Source organism: Qipengyuania sp. R86523, assembly GCF_044596365.1.
GTDB lineage: Bacteria > Pseudomonadota > Alphaproteobacteria > Sphingomonadales > Sphingomonadaceae > Qipengyuania > Qipengyuania citrea.
In genome coordinates, this window is sequence record NZ_CP138997.1 from 487,180 (window position 1) to 503,405 (window position 16,226).

Genomic DNA, 16,226 nt, shown 5'->3' on the forward strand with positions numbered 1-16,226 from the left:
GATCAATCCTCTGATCCGTCGAGTGATGGCGCCAGGCAGGCGTTGACTGCGTCGGGTGCCGCAGCGGGATAGGGGCCGCTGCCGGTCGCGGGGGTGTAATTGGCGAGAATGGCATAGGCCGGTGCGGGCCCCGCGGGCGGCACGGTCGATTGCCACCAGAAGGTCAGCGGTTCGGCCTGTTCCCACTGGTCGCCGCCGTCGCCTGCGCTGACCGTCCATACCAGCGCGCCTTCGTCGCAGGTGATGACGACGTCCGCTTTCATGCCGATCGCGGCCAGCGCTTCATCCTTGGAATAGCCTGCCGCGCCAGTGAAACCGGTCGCCGGCTGCGTCATGCGGAAGGACGTTGCACGTTCGACATCGGACGAATCGTTGGCTTCGCCGCTGCCGGTGCCCGCTTCATTGTCCTCGCCGGGGAATACGACGTGGACATAGGTATAGACGGTCCCCTCCGGCGCGGTCTGCGGATCGCACACTGCCATTGCAGCGGGGCACGCGACGAAGCTGCGCATGTCGGCGAAATTGCCTTCCGCGTTCGAAAGCGCGCTTTCCACTTCCTCGCCCTGCGGCCCGGCGATCTTGGGACCGAGCGCAAGGTCGAGGAAATCGCCCGCTTCGATATTGCGCGCCAACGCCTGCGCCTCGCCGTCGCTGCGCGCGGCTTCAAGGTCGGTGGGCGGTTCGTCCGCGCTGCCGCAGGCGGACAGCGCCGCCGCCAGCGGAAGGGCGAGAATCAATCGGTTCATGACAGCGCTTCCTTTACCAGCCCGCTGGCCTTGCTCATGTCGAGAGTAGCGCCGTGGCGGGCTTTGAGTTCCCCCATTACGCGGCCCATGTCCTTCATCCCCTCCGCGCCGAGGTCGGCCTTGATCTGCGCGATCGCGGCGCGCGTTTCATCCTCGCTCATCTGCTGCGGAAGGAATTCCTCGATCACCGCCAATTCGGCCTTTTCCTTTTCGGCCAGTTCGGTGCGTCCGCCGTCTTCGTACATCTCGATCAATTCGCGGCGCTGCTTGGCCATCTTCATCAACACGTCGGTGACCATGGCGTCATCGTCGGGCTTGCTGTCCGCGGTGCGCAATTCGATGTCGCGGTCCTTGATCTTGGCGCCGATCAGGCGGAGCGCGGCCGTGCGTTCCTTGTCCTTGGCCTTCATCGAGGTAACGGTTTCGGACTGGATTTTCTCGCGGAGCATGGGGCCTCTATGCGCTGGACTGTGGATGGTTCATATGTCCTGTAGAACAAGCTGCCGCAAAGCCAAGTGTTGCGCTTGACGGAACGGCTGCGCGTCTCTAGCGGCTGAGGCTTAGCAACATCGCTGGAAAACTTTTACCCGGAGTGCCCATGGCCCTGTCCGCATCTTCGCACGCGCAACCCTCAGGCGCGACGGGAGTCCTCGTGCTGGGTGACGGCACCGTCATCTGGGGCAAGGGGTTCGGTGCCACCGGTAGCGCGGTGGGCGAAGTCTGCTTCAACACCGCGATGACCGGCTATCAGGAAGTGATGACCGATCCGTCCTACGACAGCCAGATCGTCACCTTCACCTTCCCGCATATCGGCAATGTCGGCGCGAACGAGGAAGACCATGAAAGTCGCGGCCTCGGAGCGGTGGGCTGCGTGGTGCGGCAAGAAGTGACCCCGCATTCGAACTTCCGTGCGCAGAACGAATTTGTCGAATGGATGAAGGATCACGGCAAGATCGGCCTGTCGGGCGTCGACACACGCGCGCTGACCCGCCGCATCCGCATGGCCGGCGCGCCCAATGCGGTGATCGCGCACAGCCCGCGCGGCGAATTCGACCTTCCGGCGCTGAAGGCACAGGCCGCCAAATGGAGCGGGCTCGAGGGGCTCGATCTCGTCCCCGGCGTGACCCGCGATGCCAATGAAGACTGGACCGGCGGTCATTGGCAGCTCGGCTTCGGCTATGGCGAGGGCAAGGCCACCAAGCCGCATGTCGTGGCGATCGACTACGGCGCCAAGGACAACATCTTCCGCAATCTCGTGCAGGCAGGGGCCAAGGTGACCGTCGTGCCCGCGCGCATCACGCTCGACGAAGTGCTCGCGCTGCAGCCCGATGGCGTGTTTCTCTCGAACGGCCCGGGCGACCCGGCGGCGACGGGCGAATATGCCGTGCCGGTGATCAAGGGCCTGCTCGAACGCGATGTGCCGCTGTTCGGTATCTGCCTCGGCCATCAGATGCTCGGCCTCGCCGCGGGCGCGAAGACCGCCAAGATGTTCCAGGGCCACCGCGGCGCCAACCATCCCGTCCAGCGTGTCGGGGAAGGGTGGGGCGAAAGCACCGGCCTCGTCGAGATCACCAGCATGAACCATGGCTTCGCGGTCGATGGCGAGACTTTACCCGATGGCGTGGAGCAAACCCACGTCTCGCTGTTCGACGGCACCAATTGCGGCATCGCGATCACGGGTAAGCGGGCGTTTGGCGTGCAGTACCACCCCGAGGCAAGTCCCGGCCCGCAGGACAGTTTCTACCTGTTCGAGAAGTTCGTAGGGATGCTGGGGTGAGTTCGGTTATCCCCCTGGACCTACTAATAAACCTCGTCCGCTATCATTTATACGAAGCGGTTGCCGTCGAGGGATTAGAGGTCGTTCGAACCGAGTATCTTGCTGGCGTGATTGGAAATGGCGTTACGGCAAGCTTTGTTCGTCTCGCCCTGAACCAGCTTGTTGAATTAGACGAAGCCACCTTTGAGGCGCACCCTGGTCAATTGGTTATCATTGCTGAAAAGCGAGCCGCCTGTTTAACACCAATGGGTACGAGGATGGTCGAACAGGAATTGCGTGATCCTGACTCACTAATTTCTCGGTACCGGGACTTCGACATGAACGGTCTAGAGGATCAACTCGTCATAGCACGAGGCATTCCAGCCTCAGACCGTATCGTTAATCGCACCGACAATCAGGATCTAGCAGATCAGGCTGTCGCGTCACTTGCTGATCTCAGAGATGAACTCTCATCCCAAAGCAATGAAATTGGGGAAGCGTTCGGTGACGATCGCGAAATCGCCATCAATGAGATTGAGCAGCTTTCGTCGATGGTCGAGAAGCCGCGAATTCGGGTCAATTCTATTCTGGCCTATGCACGGCGGAGCTTAAGTTGGATCGCAGAGAAGGCGGGCGGTGCGAGCGTTGGTGACCTTGCCAAAAGAGCCTTAGCAATTTTCATTGAGTGGTTAACCTAAATGCCCAAACGCACTGACATCTCCTCGATCCTCGTCATCGGCGCTGGTCCGATCATCATCGGCCAGGCCTGCGAGTTCGACTATTCCGGCACGCAGGCGATCAAGGCGCTGAAGGAGGAGGGCTACCGGGTCATCCTGGTCAACTCCAACCCCGCCACGATCATGACCGATCCGGAAATGGCCGACGCGACCTATGTCGAGCCGATCACGCCCGAGATCGTCGCCAAGATCATCGAGAAGGAACGCCCCGACGCGGTGCTCCCCACGATGGGCGGGCAGACCGCGCTCAACTGCGCGCTGGCTTTGTTCAACGACGGCACTTTCGAGAAATACGGCGTGCAGATGATCGGCGCCGATGCCGATGCGATCGACAAGGCCGAGAACCGCCAGCGTTTCCGCGAGGCGATGGACAAGATCGGCCTCGAAAGCGCACGCAGCGGCGTCGCCACCACGGTCGACGAGGCCTATGCGGTGCTCGAACGCACCGGCCTGCCGTCGATCATCCGCCCCAGCTTCACGCTGGGCGGGACCGGCGGCGGCATTGCGTACAACAAGGCCGAGTTCGAACGGATCGTCCGCGACGGGCTCGATGCCTCGCCCACCACCGAAGTCCTGATCGAGGAATCGCTCCTCGGCTGGAAAGAATACGAAATGGAGGTGGTGCGCGACCGCAAGGACAATTGCATCATCATCTGCGCGATCGAGAATGTCGATCCGATGGGGGTGCATACCGGCGACAGCATCACCGTGGCGCCCGCGCTGACGCTGACTGACAAGGAATACCAGATCATGCGCACCGCCAGCATCAACGTGCTGCGCGAGATCGGTGTCGAAACCGGCGGGTCGAACGTCCAGTTCGCGGTCAATCCCGCCGACGGTCGCCTGATCGTTATCGAGATGAACCCGCGCGTGTCGCGTTCCTCCGCGCTGGCATCGAAGGCCACCGGCTTCCCGATCGCGCGCGTCGCCGCCAAGCTGGCGGTGGGCTATACGCTGGACGAAATCCAGAACGAGATCACCGGCGCGACCCCGGCCAGCTTCGAGCCGACGATCGACTATGTCGTCACCAAGATCCCGCGCTTCGCATTCGAGAAGTTCAAGGGATCGAAGAACGAGCTGTCGACCGCGATGAAATCGGTCGGCGAGGTCATGGCGATCGGCCGTTGCTTTGCCGAATCGATGCAGAAGGCGCTGCGCGGGCTCGAAACCGGGCTCGACGGGTTCAACCGCATCACCGAATTCGAAGGCGTCAGCCGCGAGGTCATCACCGCCTCGCTGTCAAAGCGGACGCCCGACCGCATCCTCAAGATCGCGCAAGCCTTCCGCGAGGATTTCACCGTCGAGGAAATCGCCCGGATTACCGGTTTCGACCCGTGGTTCCTGCGCCAGATCGAAGCGATCATCTACGAAGAGAAGATGATCGCGCACAACGGCCTGCCCAATACGGCGGACGAAATGCGCCGGCTGAAAGCGATGGGCTTCTCCGACAAGCGCCTGGCCACGCTCGCGGTCCGCTCGGTCGGTGTGGCCGGCGGGCTCGGCGAGACGCAGGCCAAGCGTTCGGGGCTGCTGCATGACGCGCTGCGTGCCATGGCGGGGGCCACCAGCGAGCAGGAAGTGCGCGACCTGCGCCGCAAGCTCGGGGTCTATCCGGTCTACAAGCGGATCGACAGCTGCGCCGCTGAATTCGAGGCGATCACGCCCTATATGTATTCGACCTACGAAGCGCCCAGCTTCGGCGAGGCCGAGGACGAGGCGATGCCGTCCGACCGCAAGAAGATCGTGATCCTGGGCGGCGGACCCAACCGCATCGGGCAGGGTATCGAGTTCGACTATTGCTGCGTCCACGCCTGTTTCGCACTGGCCGAGGCCGGGTTCGAAACCATCATGGTCAATTGCAATCCGGAAACCGTCTCGACCGATTACGACACTTCGGACCGGCTCTATTTCGAGCCGCTGACCGAGGAAGACGTGCTCGAGATCATGCGTGTCGAGATGTCGCAGGGCGAAGTGGTCGGGGTCATCGTCCAGTTCGGCGGGCAGACCCCGCTCAAGCTGGCTGCCGCGCTCGAACGCGAAGGCATCCCGATCCTCGGCACTTCGCCCGATGCGATCGACCTTGCCGAAGACCGCGAACGTTTTGCCAAGCTGATCAACAAGCTCAAGCTCAAGCAGCCGATGAACGGCATCGCCAAGAGCCGCGACGAGGCCGCCGCGGTCGCGGCGCGGATCGGCTATCCCGTGCTGCTACGCCCGAGCTACGTGCTCGGCGGCCGCGCGATGGAAATCGTCGACAGCGAAGCGCAGCTCGACGACTATATCGCCACGGCGGTCAATGTCAGCGGCGACAGCCCGGTGCTGGTCGACCAGTATCTGCGCGATGCGATCGAATGCGATGTCGATGTGGTCGCCGACGGCACCGAGGTGCGGATCGCCGGCGTGATGCAGCATATCGAGGAAGCCGGGGTCCATTCGGGCGACAGTGCCTGCACGCTGCCGCCTTACAGCCTGCCCGCCGAGATCATTGGCGAGATGGAACGCCAGGCTACCGAACTGGCGGTGGCGCTGAGTGTACGCGGCCTGATGAACGTGCAGTTCGCGGTCAAGGATGGCGAGGTTTACCTGATCGAGGTCAACCCGCGCGCCAGCCGCACCGTGCCCTTTGTCGCGAAGGCGATCGGCCGGCCCATCGCCAAGGTCGCGGCGCGCGTCATGGCGGGCGAGCCGCTGAGCGCGTTCGAACCGTTCGATCTCAACCCGGACCACATGGCGGTCAAGGAAGCGGTGTTCCCCTTCGCGCGCTTCCCGGGGGCGGACCCCGTGCTGTCGCCCGAGATGAAATCGACCGGCGAAGTGATGGGGATCGACCGCGGTTTCGCGGCGGCCTTCCTCAAGTCGCAGCTGGGTGCAGGCATGACACCGCCGCAGTCGGGTACGCTGTTCGTATCGGTCAAGGACACCGACAAGCCGCTGATCGTGCCGGCAGTGCGCACGCTGCTGGACAAGGGCTTCCGCGTCATCGCCACCGACGGCACGCAGTCCTATCTCGCGCAGCAGGGCGTGGACGTCGAACTGGTCAACAAGGTGGCCGAAGGGCGCCCGCATGTGGTCGACACGATCATCGACGGCGATGTGCAGCTGATCTTCAACACCACCGAGGGGTGGCAATCATTGCTCGACAGCAAGTCGATCCGCGAAGCCGCGCTGGAAAAGAAGCTGCCTTATTATACCACCGCCGCCGCCTGCCTTGCCGTTGCACAGGCGATAGCAGAGGTTTCGCCCGACCAGCTTGAAGTGCGTTCGTTGCAAGACTATTATAGCTGACGAAGAACACGCGTATCCCTCCTCATATTCGAACCGGCCGGGTTCCGCACGCTGCGGGCCGCGGTAGGATTGTCGGGAAGGAATGCTGGAACAGGAAGGACACAAGCCCATGGAAAAAGTGCCGATGTTGGCCGAGGGCTATGAAAAGCTGACTGCAGACCTCAAGGTCCTGCGCGCCGAGCGCCCGTTGATCGTCGATGCGATCGAGGAAGCGCGAGCGCATGGCGACCTGTCGGAAAATGCCGAATACCACGCGGCCAAGGAACGACAGGGCCAGGTCGAGGCGAGCATTTCCGATATCGAGGACAAGGTCAGCCGCGCGCAGATCATCGATCCGGCAACGCTTTCGGGCGACCGTGTCATCTTCGGTGCCACGGTGACGTTGCTGGACGAGGACGAGAAGCCGATCAGGTACCAGATCGTCGGCCAGACCGAGGCCGATGCGGGGAAGGGCCGGATCAGCTACAATTCGCCCATCGGCCGCGCGCTGATCGGCAAGCAGCTCGGGGAAGAGGTCGAAGTGACCGTGCCCTCGGGCGAAAAGTTCTACCTGATCGAGAAAATCGAGTTCATCTGAGCGTCTTTTCCATCGCCCAATTGTGGATCGGGACGTCCCGGCCCTCATGGGCGATGGCGAATTCGCGCTTTTTCGTCGCCGCATAGCCTGCGCGGGCGAAAACGGGGCGCGCAAGATCGCTCGCCTCGGTGTAGAGGCGGCTGAACTCCTCGCGCCGGGCATGCGTTTCGGCCGCGGCAAGCAGTTGCGTGGCCAGTCCGCACCGCGTGTGATCGGGATGGATATAAAGATGGTCGACATGACCATCGGGTTCCATCAGCAGATACGCGACCGGCAGATCGGCGGGATCCGCGGCCACGAAGATCACATTGCCTGCCGCCGCGCGCTGGCGGTACTGCGCGGCCCCCGGATGCCGCGCCGACCATGCCGCGACCTGCTCGGCAGAATAGGCGGCGGGGCCGATCCGGGTGATCGCCGCCGCCAGTATCCCGGCCAGCGCTTCGGCATCGTCATCGCGGTAAGGCCTGACGACATGGGCCATCGCGTGATCAGGCGCCGGGATCGAGCAGCTTGTGCAGGTGGACGATCACATACTTCATTTCGGCGTCGTCCACGGTGCGCTGCGCGTTCGAGCGCCACGCTTCGACCGCATTTTCATAGGTGCTGTACACACCCGCGACATGCAGGCTCTCGGGATCTGTGAAGGTCACGCTGCGCGGGTCGGACACACGGCCGCCCATGACGAGGTAGAGCGTCTGTTTGCTCTCTTTTTCTTCCATGGCTGTTTCTTTCTCGATGGGGAGGGAGGAATGCGTGCAGCACATAGCGAAAGCGGCGCGACAGGCAAGCCCGGCGCGCCGCTACGGCATCGGTTTGTTTCACGCGATCAGTGGGTGATGCGCGTCCGCAACGAACGGTAGGCGCGGCTGCCCTTGCGGCCGGCCTTGCGGCTCGAGGCGCGCAGCGCGTCGCCGGCAACATCGAGCTTGTAAGCGGCGTCGCGGCGCAGACCACGTGCGGTGGTCGCGGTGCTTTCGCCCAGGTCTTCGATCCGGTCCCCGGCATATTGCGCGCCATCGAGCACTCCGTCGACCATCCGTGCGCCATAGGCGAGGGCGGTGTCGGCCGCGAGCGCCGCGAAGGCACCACCACGCCGCCCGATCCGGCGGCCCGGACGCGTCATCGCGCCAATTGCGAGGCCGGCAAGCAGTACCCCGCCGACGACTGCAAAGGGATGCTTCTTGGTGAATTCCATTGCGCTATCGGCAGCATCCTTGGCCTGTTCGGCCAGCGTGCGTTCCTCGTTGCGCTGTTCGCCTGCTTCGATGCGTTCGCGCAGCTTTTCGCGCTTCTGTTCGTCGGTCAGCTTGCTGTCCGCGCTGATGGGCGTGACGTTGGTTTCTGCAGTGTCTGCCATGGTGTTTCTCCGAATTTGCTGTTCGTCAGTCCAACGTGCGCCGTGCGCCTAATGTTCCGCATCGTCGTCATCAGCGCGGTCTGCGCCGTCATGGTCGGATACAAAGCCGAGCATCTCCAGGATCGGGTTGCGCGCGAACCACAAGACCACTGCGGCAAGCAGGGCAGCGAGTGCGCCCTTGTTGTCGTCGGCGATGTCGATGGCCTCCTCATAGAGCTCGGCCGCGCCTTCGCGGGCGCGCTCCATCGCGCGTGTGGCAAGGCTTTTCTGAGACACGTCGGTCTTGAGATGTTCGATATCCGCTTCAACCAGGGCCCGCGCGGAATCGCGCAGATACTTGTCTTCGAGCATACGGGCGAGACGATCGGTCATTCGCTCTCTCCATCGTCGAAAGCGTCGCGGATATCGTCGAGCCGGCCCTTCAGCAGCCACAGCAGCGCGATGCCGGCAGCGATCAGTGCCAGCGTCACGATAGCGGTTGCACCCCACGGCCCCACGATGGGAGCCAGTGCGATGACCAGCCCGACGGTCGCGGCGATCAAGGCAAGGTGAAACACGCCGAACGCGCCAAGGCCGAAGGCAATCGCACCCTTGATGCGGTTGCCGACGAAACCGGCGCGGCTTTTCTGGAAGCGGACTTCCGCCTCGGCATAAGTCTTGCCGTCTTCGATCAGTGCGAAGACGTCGTCCACCAGCGAGAATGGGTGCTGGTTCGCATCGGTCGGCGCCGGATCGGCGTCGTGCCCATCGGGAAGATCGAGCGGGCCGGGATGATCCGCGGCCCGCTCGGTGTTGTCATCGCGCATGTATGCCCCCGTCGTCACAGTCCTTAGCGCGAACCGCGAAACAGGCGCGAAACCATGAAACCGACGACTGCGGCGATACCGATCGCCTTGCCGGGGCTGCGACGGACGAATTCACGGCCGTCTTCGACCAGCTCGTCGACGCTCTTCTCATCGAGGCGCGATGCATAGCCGTCGAGCGATTTCGAAGCGTTGCGGGCGTAGTCGCCGTACTTGGCACCCAGCTTCTCGTCGATCTGATAGGCGTTCTCGTTCACCATCTTGCTAAGCGAGCGGAGGCCTTCGCCTGCCTTGACCTTGCCTTCGGTGGCCAGTTCGACGCCCTTGACCTTGGCATCTTCGCCGGCAGCCTTGGCATCGGCAGTCCAGTCGTTGCCCTTGCCCTTCGCCTGCTCGCGATAGGCATTCGCGCGGTCCTTGCCTTCCGCCTTCAGCGCGGCGGCACCGGCCTTGGCTTCTTCAAGCGCGGCGTTGAAGCGCGACTTGGCTTCGCTGCGATGGTCGGTCGAAGTAGCGGTGTCGGTCATGGGGGCTGTCTCCTGTACTGCGGGTTTCTTGGCAGCCTTGGTCTTCTTGGCTGCGGATGTCTTGGTGGCCGGGGTCTTGCGCTTTTTCGGCGCGCCGGCTGCGGGTGTGTCTGCCATCGTTTTGTCCTTCCCCTCGGTCTGTATTGGTTCGGCGATACGCCTTCGATGGTGCAACGCAACTTGCGCAGCAATGTTCCGGCGCATAGAGCCTCCGCGACTCCCAGATCGGGAGTGTCTTAGCTAATTACAACACCTATGCCGGGAGCGTCACCAACCATGACCGCGATCATCGACATTCACGCCCGCGAAATCCTCAACTCGCGCGGAAATCCCACGGTAGAAGTCGATGTCCTGCTCGACGACGGCAGCTTCGGCCGGGCCGCGGTACCGAGCGGCGCATCGACCGGGGCGCATGAAGCGGTCGAACTGCGCGACGGTGACGGCGAGCGCTATCTCGGCAAGGGCGTGACCAAGGCGGTCGACACGGTGAACACGGAAATCAGCGATCTGCTGGTCGGCGCCTTCGATGCCGAGGACCAGCGCGACATCGACCTTTCGATGATCGCTCTCGACGGCACGGCGAACAAGGGGCGCCTGGGCGCAAATGCCATTCTCGGCACCAGCATGGCGGTGGCCAAGGCGGCGGCAAATGCCCGCGGCCTGCCGCTCTACAGCTATATCGGCGGTGTCTCGGCGCACGTCCTCCCGGTGCCGATGATGAACATCATCAATGGCGGCGAACATGCCGACAATCCGATCGACATCCAGGAATTCATGGTCATGCCGATCGGCGCGGACAGCCTTGCCGAAGCGGTCCGGTGGGGCGCCGAAGTGTTCCATACGCTGAAGAAGAAGCTGCATGAGAAAGGCCTCGCCACCGCAGTGGGCGACGAGGGCGGCTTCGCTCCCGATCTCGCCAGCACGCGCGACGCGCTCGATTTCATCATGGCCTCGATCGAGCAGGCAGGCTTCAAGCCGGGCGAGGATATCGCGCTGGCGCTCGACTGCGCCTCGACCGAATTCTTCAAGGACGGCAAGTACCGGATCTCGGGCGAGGACCTGTCGCTCGATGGGCCGGGTATGGCCGAATATCTCGACAAGCTGTGCCGCGACTATCCGATCCGCTCGATTGAAGACGGGATGGCGGAAGACGATTTCGAAGGCTGGAAGGCGCTGACCGATCGGATCGGCAACACCGTCCAGCTGGTGGGAGACGACCTGTTCGTCACCAACCCGCAGCGCCTGCGCGACGGGATCGACCAGGGTCTCGCCAATTCGCTGCTCGTCAAGGTCAACCAGATCGGCACCCTGTCGGAAACGCTCGAAGCGGTCAGCATCGCCAACCGCGCGGGTTACACGGCAGTCATGTCGCACCGTTCGGGTGAAACCGAAGACGCGACGATTGCCGATCTCGCGGTCGCGACCAATTGCGGTCAGATCAAGACCGGCAGCCTCGCGCGTTCGGACCGTCTGGCGAAATACAACCAGCTGATCCGGATCGAGGAAGAACTGGGCGACAGCGCGGCCTATGCCGGGCGTCACTGCTTCGGCCGTATCGGTTCCTGATCCGCGCTTCCGCCACGAGCGGCGCTAGGCGCTGTTCTTCGGGTGGAACCAGTATTGCCACACGCCCCAGGCGTTGATCAGCAGCAGCACGCCGTTCATCGCGGCGAGCGGCACTGCGTCTTCGGTCAGCCCGATGTAGATCCACAGCGCCGAAACGAGGCAGAACAGCACGAAGCCCCACGCGGTTGCCCGGCGTCCGAGGTCGAAGGCGATCATCGATGCGGCGGCGACCGTCCCGATGGAGGTGATCCATTCGAGGGGGCCGTTCATGGGGTTGTATCCTGCATGATTGTCAGGACGCATATCGCCCGCTAGCGTTCCCTCATTGCTCTTGGGGGAGAGGGGCTTGGAACGATTTCCGGTACATCCGGACGAGGTCACGGCTGCGTGGCTGGGCGAACAGCTCGGCGTGCGAGTCACTGCCCTGCGCTGGGAGCCGATCGGCACCGGACAGGTCGGGGACAGCGTCCGGTTCTTTATCGAGGGCGATGGCGATGTGCCGCCGACGCTGGCGGGCAAGTTTCCCGCCGCAGACACTGCCAGCCGGACGACAGCCGCGATGTTCGGCCTCTATCGCAAGGAAGTGGCATTCTACCGGGAGGCTGCGCCGCTGCTCGATGTGCGCGCGCCGCGGGTCTTCTTCGCGGATGCCGATGAGACCGGCGCGGATTTCCTGCTGGTGTTCGAGGATGTCGGTCCCGCCCGGCAAGGAGACCAGATTGCCGGCTGCGATTTCGCCGACGCCCGTGCGGCAATCCGCCAGGCGGCCGCGATCCACGCGCCGAGCTGGGGCCGTGCCGAATTGCTCGAGGCGGACTGGATCGCACCGCCGCCGGACCTGCGCGAACGGCTCGGCGCGATGTATCCGCAGGCCCAGGCGATCTTCCGCGAGCGCTACGCCGACAGTCTCGACCCGGACTGCATGGCGGTATGCGACCAGCTGGCCGAGGCGAGTTCCGCCTGGTTCGGGCGCGAGGATCCCCCGCAATGCCTCGTGCATGGCGATTTCCGGCTCGACAACATGCTGTTCGATATTCGCGGCGGGCAAGAACCGATCGCCATACTCGATTGGCAGACCGTCGCGGCCGGCCGCCCGATGACCGATGTCGGCTACTTCATCGGCTGCGGCGTGGGCGAAAGACTATGGCGCGAACACGAGCGCGAGTTGCTCGACCTGTGGCGCGCGGAAATGCGCGAGCGCGGCGTTGCCCTGACCCACGACGAGATCGAGCGCGATTACCGACTGGGGCTCCTCCACGGGGTTTCGACCGCAGTGTTCAGCGCCGCCTTCGTGGAACGGACCGAACGTGGGGATGCCAATTTCCTGTCCATGGCGCGCGGCGCCTGTTCGCTCGCGCAGGCGCGCGGCAGTATCGAAGCATTGAAAGAGGTGATCTAGTGGTTCTCAGCCGCGGAGACGAGTATCCGATCCACCAGACCGCCGAGCCGGTGGCCTATTCGGGCACCGATCGCAATTTCTACGACCGCTATTTCTTCAATGGTTATGCCGCCGACGGGAGCGGGTTCTTCGCCGCCGCGCTGGGGGTCTATCCGCATCTCGACATCATCGATGCGCATTTCACCGTGGTCCGCGACGGGGTCCAGCACTGCGTCCACGCCAGTGCGGAACTGGGGATGGAGCGGATGGCGATGGCGGTGGGGCCAATCTCCATCGAAATCGTCGAGGCGCTCAACGTGCTCCGCCTGCGCGTCGAACCGTTTGAAGGGGTCGCGGCGGACATCACCTTCACCGGACGGGCCTTCCCGATCGAGGAGCCGCGCTTCACGCACCGTATCGGCCCGCGCGCCTTCATGGATTACACGCGAATGACCCAGAACGGCCGCTATGCCGGATGGATCGAGGTCGATGGCGAGAAGCACGACCTGGCAGCCGGTTCGATGGGGACGCGCGATCGCAGCTGGGGTGTCCGCCCGATCGGCGCGCGCGACCCGCAGCCCATGCCCGGTGCGCCGCTTCCCGGCTTTTTCTGGCAGTGGACGCCGATCAATTTCCCCGCCGGCAGCCTGTTCTTCCACGTCAACAACGACCAGCACGGCAAGGCGTGGAACACCCGCGCCGCATGGGCCGGGGAGGGCGCGGGCGCGGCAGAGGTTGCAGAAGGGCACGGCAGCATGCGTACCCGGCTTGAACCGGGGACGCGCTGGCCGCTGGGGGGCACGCTCTCGCTCGCGCTACGCGGTGCGCCCGAACAGGTCACTTTCGAACCGCTTGGCCGGTTCCAGATGCGCGGTCTGGGCTACACCAGCCCCGAGTGGGGCCACGGCATGCACCACGGCCCGCTCAGGATCGAACGCGAAGACATCGTGCTGGCCGATTGCGACCCGCTGGCTCCGGAAAACCTGCATGTCCAGGTTCCCGTCCTGGTTACGGGAAGCGATGGGTCCGAAGGGATCGGCGTGTTCGAACAGCTGATCATCGGCCCATTCGCCCCGCTGGGCCTCGACGAGTTCCTCGACGGGGCGCGTTAGCCGGCGAAGCGTTCCTGCAGCTTCAGGAGAGCCATGGCTGCCTGCGCGGCTTCACCGCCCTTGTCCTTTTGCTTGGGGTCCGCGCGAACCAACGCCTGGTCCTCGTTCTCGACCGTCAGGATGCCGTTGCCGATGGCCATGCCATCCATCGTCAGTGCCATGATCCCGCGGGCGCTTTCGCCGGCGACGATCTCGAAATGGTAGGTCTCGCCGCGGATGACCACGCCGATGCCGACATAGCCGTCATACTGGCCGCTTTCCGAGGCCAGCGCGATCGCGCCGGGGATTTCCAGTGCGCCGGGCACGGTGAGGACATCGACGTCGTGTCCCGCCGCTTCGAGTGCGGCGCGTGCGCCGGCTACGAGCATGTCGTTGAGATGGTCGTAGAAACGGGCTTCGACAATAAGGAAACGGGCCATGGGGGTCACTCCGGAATGGGCAGGTGGTCGACGATGTTGAGGCCGTAGCCTTCGATCGCGACGACATTGGGCTGCGAATTGCTGAGCAGGATCATGTCGTCGATCCCGAGATCGGCGAGGATCTGCGAGCCGATGCCGACATTGCGCTGGGAATCGCTTTCACTGTAGCCGCGATTGCCCGCGGGCCGACCGGTGATCAGCACGATCACGCCCGAGCCATGATCGCCTACGGCCTGCATTGCGCGCTGCAGCGTACGCTTGCGCGGGCCGGGCTTGCCGAGGACATCATCGAAGATCGAGATCGGGTGGACGCGCGCGAGCGTGGGCTGGCCTTCGACCACATGTCCCTTCTGCAGGACGTAGCTTTCGCTTTCGTCGACCGTGTTGCGATAGGTGATCAGGCGCCAGTCGCCACCGTAATCGGATTCGAAGCCGTCCTCGGCCACGCGTTCGACGAGGTGGTCGTGCCGCATGCGGTATTCGATCAGGTCGCGGATCGTGCCGATCTTCATGCCGTGCTTGCGCGCGAAGCCGATCAGGTCATCGAGGCGGGCCATCGTCCCGTCCTCGTTCATGATCTCGCAAATCACGCCCGAGGGGTTGAGCCCGGCAAGGCGCGAGATGTCGACCGCCGCCTCGGTATGGCCGGCGCGGACCAGCACGCCGCCGTCGCGCGCGGCGAGCGGGAAGACATGACCCGGGGTGACGATATCGTCCGGACCCTTGGCCGAATTGATCGCCACGGTGACCGTGCGGGCCCGGTCGGCCGCGCTGATGCCCGTGGTGACGCCTTCCTTGGCCTCGATCGAGGTGGTGAAGGCGGTCTGCATGCTTTCGCGATTGTCGCGGCTCATCGGTTCGAGCCCGAGCGCCTCGACACGCTTGCGGTCAAGCGACAGGCAGATCAGCCCGCGGCCATGCGTGGCCATGAAATTGATCGCGCTGGGCGTGGCCATCTGCGCGGGGATGATCAGATCGCCCTCGTTCTCACGGTCCTCATCGTCGACGAGGATGTACATGCGGCCATTGCGTGCCTCGTCGATGATCTCCTCGGCGCCGACGATAACCGGGGTGTCGTCATTGGCTTCGAGGAAAGCCTCGAGCTTGCCGAGCGTTTCGGAGGTCGGGTTCCAGCTGTCCTCGGCACAGTCGCGCAGCGTGTTGGCGTGCAAGCCAGCCGCCCGGGCGAGCCCGGCGCGGGTCATCAGGCCCTGCGAGACGAGTGTGCGAACTTTTTCGATCGTATCCATGGCGGGTGAGGTATCACATCGTAATGTGATTGCCAATGGCGAGTATCACATCGAGTGTGACAAACCATCCTCGCGCGCAAAGCCATGGTCGTTGGACCGGCGTGTGGGGTATGACGGAATGGGGAAGGTGGTGGACGCACTAGGGTTCGAACCTAGGACCCGCTGATTAAGAGTCAGCTGCTCTACCAACTGAGCTATGCGTCCACACTGCGGCGTACCGCGGCCCCGTGGAAGGGGCGTTCCCGACTCGGGAGGCGCTCATATAGCGGGCTTCTCGCGGATGAAAAGCCCTAAATGCGCATCATGCCGCGCGCTGGTGCCGGTTCGTGTCCGACGCCGGCTCCGCCACTGCCAGGACCGCATCGAACGGGTGGCCCGACCAGTCGCCGATCACCAGCAGTCGCTCGCATTCCAGATTCCGTACCGCGGCGTAGGCGGCCTTCAGCGTGAGGTCGGTCGCGTTGGGCAGATCCCAGACCGTCATCGGCTTGTCGCGGGCCTGGGCGTGACGCACGGCGGACAGGACGAGGTCGCGAATCTTGGGGCAGCAGGTGTCGAAGCTGCAGCTGCCGCACGATGCAAAATCGCCGTCGTGTATTTGCTGCAAATGGTTTTCGGGCGTCATTCTGTCAGATGTCCTGGTTCTCCAGCGACTAGCCCTACCTTCGTCACCTTCGGTTCGTTGGTTGTCCTTATGCAGTCGAATCTGATAC

At 63.7% G+C, this 16,226-nt stretch carries 19 protein-coding genes and 1 tRNA gene; 7 read left to right on the forward strand and 13 right to left on the reverse strand.

Annotated features, from left to right (window positions below; all coding sequences use genetic code 11):
- Positions 1-2: 2 nt before the first annotated feature.
- Together SJY12_RS02380 and SJY12_RS02385 are read right to left on the reverse strand one after the other, a co-directional pair.
- A complete protein-coding gene (locus SJY12_RS02380) occupies positions 3-746 on the reverse strand; it encodes a hypothetical protein (protein WP_397505871.1) in 744 nt (247 codons plus the stop codon).
- A complete protein-coding gene (locus SJY12_RS02385) occupies positions 743-1,195 on the reverse strand; it encodes a GatB/YqeY domain-containing protein (protein ID WP_397505872.1) in 453 nt (150 codons plus the stop codon). Before SJY12_RS02385 ends, SJY12_RS02380 begins: the two co-directional genes overlap by 4 nt.
- Positions 1,196-1,344: 149 nt before the next feature.
- On the opposite strand from SJY12_RS02385, the gene carA reads away from it, so the two are divergent.
- The 4 genes from carA (at position 1,345) to greA (ending at position 7,101) form a co-directional block, all read left to right on the forward strand.
- Positions 1,345-2,523 carry a glutamine-hydrolyzing carbamoyl-phosphate synthase small subunit gene (gene carA / locus SJY12_RS02390; protein WP_397505873.1) on the forward strand — a complete coding sequence of 393 codons (1,179 nt, stop codon included), beginning with the start codon at positions 1,345-1,347 and terminating at the stop codon, positions 2,521-2,523.
- The gene (locus tag SJY12_RS02395) at positions 2,520-3,200 is read left to right on the forward strand and encodes a hypothetical protein (protein ID WP_397505874.1); all 681 of its coding nucleotides are present in this window, start codon (positions 2,520-2,522) and stop codon (positions 3,198-3,200) included. The genes carA and SJY12_RS02395 overlap by 4 nt, the downstream gene beginning before the upstream one ends.
- Positions 3,201-6,524 carry a carbamoyl-phosphate synthase large subunit gene (carB, locus tag SJY12_RS02400; protein ID WP_397505875.1) on the forward strand — a complete coding sequence of 1,108 codons (3,324 nt, stop codon included), beginning with the start codon at positions 3,201-3,203 and terminating at the stop codon, positions 6,522-6,524.
- A gap of 109 nt (positions 6,525-6,633) precedes the next feature.
- The gene (gene greA, locus SJY12_RS02405; protein ID WP_050600716.1) at positions 6,634-7,101 is read left to right on the forward strand and encodes a transcription elongation factor GreA; all 468 of its coding nucleotides are present in this window, start codon (positions 6,634-6,636) and stop codon (positions 7,099-7,101) included.
- Here greA and SJY12_RS02410 read toward each other — a convergent pair.
- From SJY12_RS02410 to SJY12_RS02435, 6 genes are all read right to left on the reverse strand, one after another.
- Positions 7,094-7,582, reverse strand: a complete 489-nt coding sequence (locus tag SJY12_RS02410) for a GNAT family N-acetyltransferase (protein WP_063505825.1) — start codon at positions 7,580-7,582, stop codon at positions 7,094-7,096. The two genes, greA and SJY12_RS02410, sit on opposite strands and share 8 nt — an antisense overlap.
- Before the next feature lie 7 nt (positions 7,583-7,589).
- Positions 7,590-7,820 (reverse strand): DUF4170 domain-containing protein, encoded by a 231-nt coding sequence (locus tag SJY12_RS02415; protein WP_050600611.1) that lies wholly within the window; start codon positions 7,818-7,820, stop codon positions 7,590-7,592.
- A gap of 107 nt (positions 7,821-7,927) precedes the next feature.
- The gene (locus SJY12_RS02420) at positions 7,928-8,458 is read right to left on the reverse strand and encodes a hypothetical protein (RefSeq protein ID WP_050600610.1); all 531 of its coding nucleotides are present in this window, start codon (positions 8,456-8,458) and stop codon (positions 7,928-7,930) included.
- A 48-nt stretch (positions 8,459-8,506) separates the two neighbouring features.
- The gene (locus tag SJY12_RS02425; RefSeq protein ID WP_397505876.1) at positions 8,507-8,830 is read right to left on the reverse strand and encodes a hypothetical protein; all 324 of its coding nucleotides are present in this window, start codon (positions 8,828-8,830) and stop codon (positions 8,507-8,509) included.
- Positions 8,827-9,264 carry a phage holin family protein gene (locus SJY12_RS02430; protein WP_397505877.1) on the reverse strand — a complete coding sequence of 146 codons (438 nt, stop codon included), beginning with the start codon at positions 9,262-9,264 and terminating at the stop codon, positions 8,827-8,829. The genes SJY12_RS02425 and SJY12_RS02430 overlap by 4 nt, the downstream gene beginning before the upstream one ends.
- A gap of 23 nt (positions 9,265-9,287) precedes the next feature.
- A complete protein-coding gene (locus SJY12_RS02435) occupies positions 9,288-9,905 on the reverse strand; it encodes a hypothetical protein (protein WP_050600607.1) in 618 nt (205 codons plus the stop codon).
- A 159-nt stretch (positions 9,906-10,064) separates the two neighbouring features.
- Here SJY12_RS02435 and eno point away from each other — a divergent pair, with 159 nt between their 5' ends.
- Complete coding sequence (gene eno, locus SJY12_RS02440; RefSeq protein WP_397505878.1) at positions 10,065-11,354, forward strand: phosphopyruvate hydratase; 1,290 nt, start codon at positions 10,065-10,067, stop codon at positions 11,352-11,354.
- A 24-nt stretch (positions 11,355-11,378) separates the two neighbouring features.
- Here the strand turns inward: eno and SJY12_RS02445 are convergent, their stop codons facing one another.
- The gene (locus tag SJY12_RS02445) at positions 11,379-11,624 is read right to left on the reverse strand and encodes a hypothetical protein (RefSeq protein WP_050600605.1); all 246 of its coding nucleotides are present in this window, start codon (positions 11,622-11,624) and stop codon (positions 11,379-11,381) included.
- Positions 11,625-11,700: 76 nt separating this feature from the next.
- Here SJY12_RS02445 and SJY12_RS02450 point away from each other — a divergent pair, with 76 nt between their 5' ends.
- A complete protein-coding gene (locus tag SJY12_RS02450) occupies positions 11,701-12,753 on the forward strand; it encodes a phosphotransferase family protein (RefSeq protein WP_397505879.1) in 1,053 nt (350 codons plus the stop codon).
- Complete coding sequence (locus SJY12_RS02455) at positions 12,753-13,844, forward strand: hypothetical protein (RefSeq protein ID WP_397505880.1); 1,092 nt, start codon at positions 12,753-12,755, stop codon at positions 13,842-13,844. The genes SJY12_RS02450 and SJY12_RS02455 overlap by 1 nt, the downstream gene beginning before the upstream one ends.
- On the opposite strand, the gene ribH is transcribed toward SJY12_RS02455, so the two are convergent.
- From ribH to SJY12_RS02475, 4 genes are all read right to left on the reverse strand, one after another.
- A complete protein-coding gene (gene ribH / locus SJY12_RS02460) occupies positions 13,841-14,263 on the reverse strand; it encodes a 6,7-dimethyl-8-ribityllumazine synthase (protein ID WP_050600603.1) in 423 nt (140 codons plus the stop codon). The two genes, SJY12_RS02455 and ribH, sit on opposite strands and share 4 nt — an antisense overlap.
- A 5-nt stretch (positions 14,264-14,268) precedes the next feature.
- Positions 14,269-15,513 carry a 3,4-dihydroxy-2-butanone-4-phosphate synthase gene (gene ribB, locus SJY12_RS02465; RefSeq protein ID WP_397505881.1) on the reverse strand — a complete coding sequence of 415 codons (1,245 nt, stop codon included), beginning with the start codon at positions 15,511-15,513 and terminating at the stop codon, positions 14,269-14,271.
- A gap of 128 nt (positions 15,514-15,641) precedes the next feature.
- Positions 15,642-15,717, reverse strand: a tRNA-Lys gene (locus tag SJY12_RS02470).
- A gap of 97 nt (positions 15,718-15,814) precedes the next feature.
- The gene (locus SJY12_RS02475; RefSeq protein WP_063512351.1) at positions 15,815-16,138 is read right to left on the reverse strand and encodes a hypothetical protein; all 324 of its coding nucleotides are present in this window, start codon (positions 16,136-16,138) and stop codon (positions 15,815-15,817) included.
- Between the last annotated feature and the right edge of the window lie 88 nt (positions 16,139-16,226).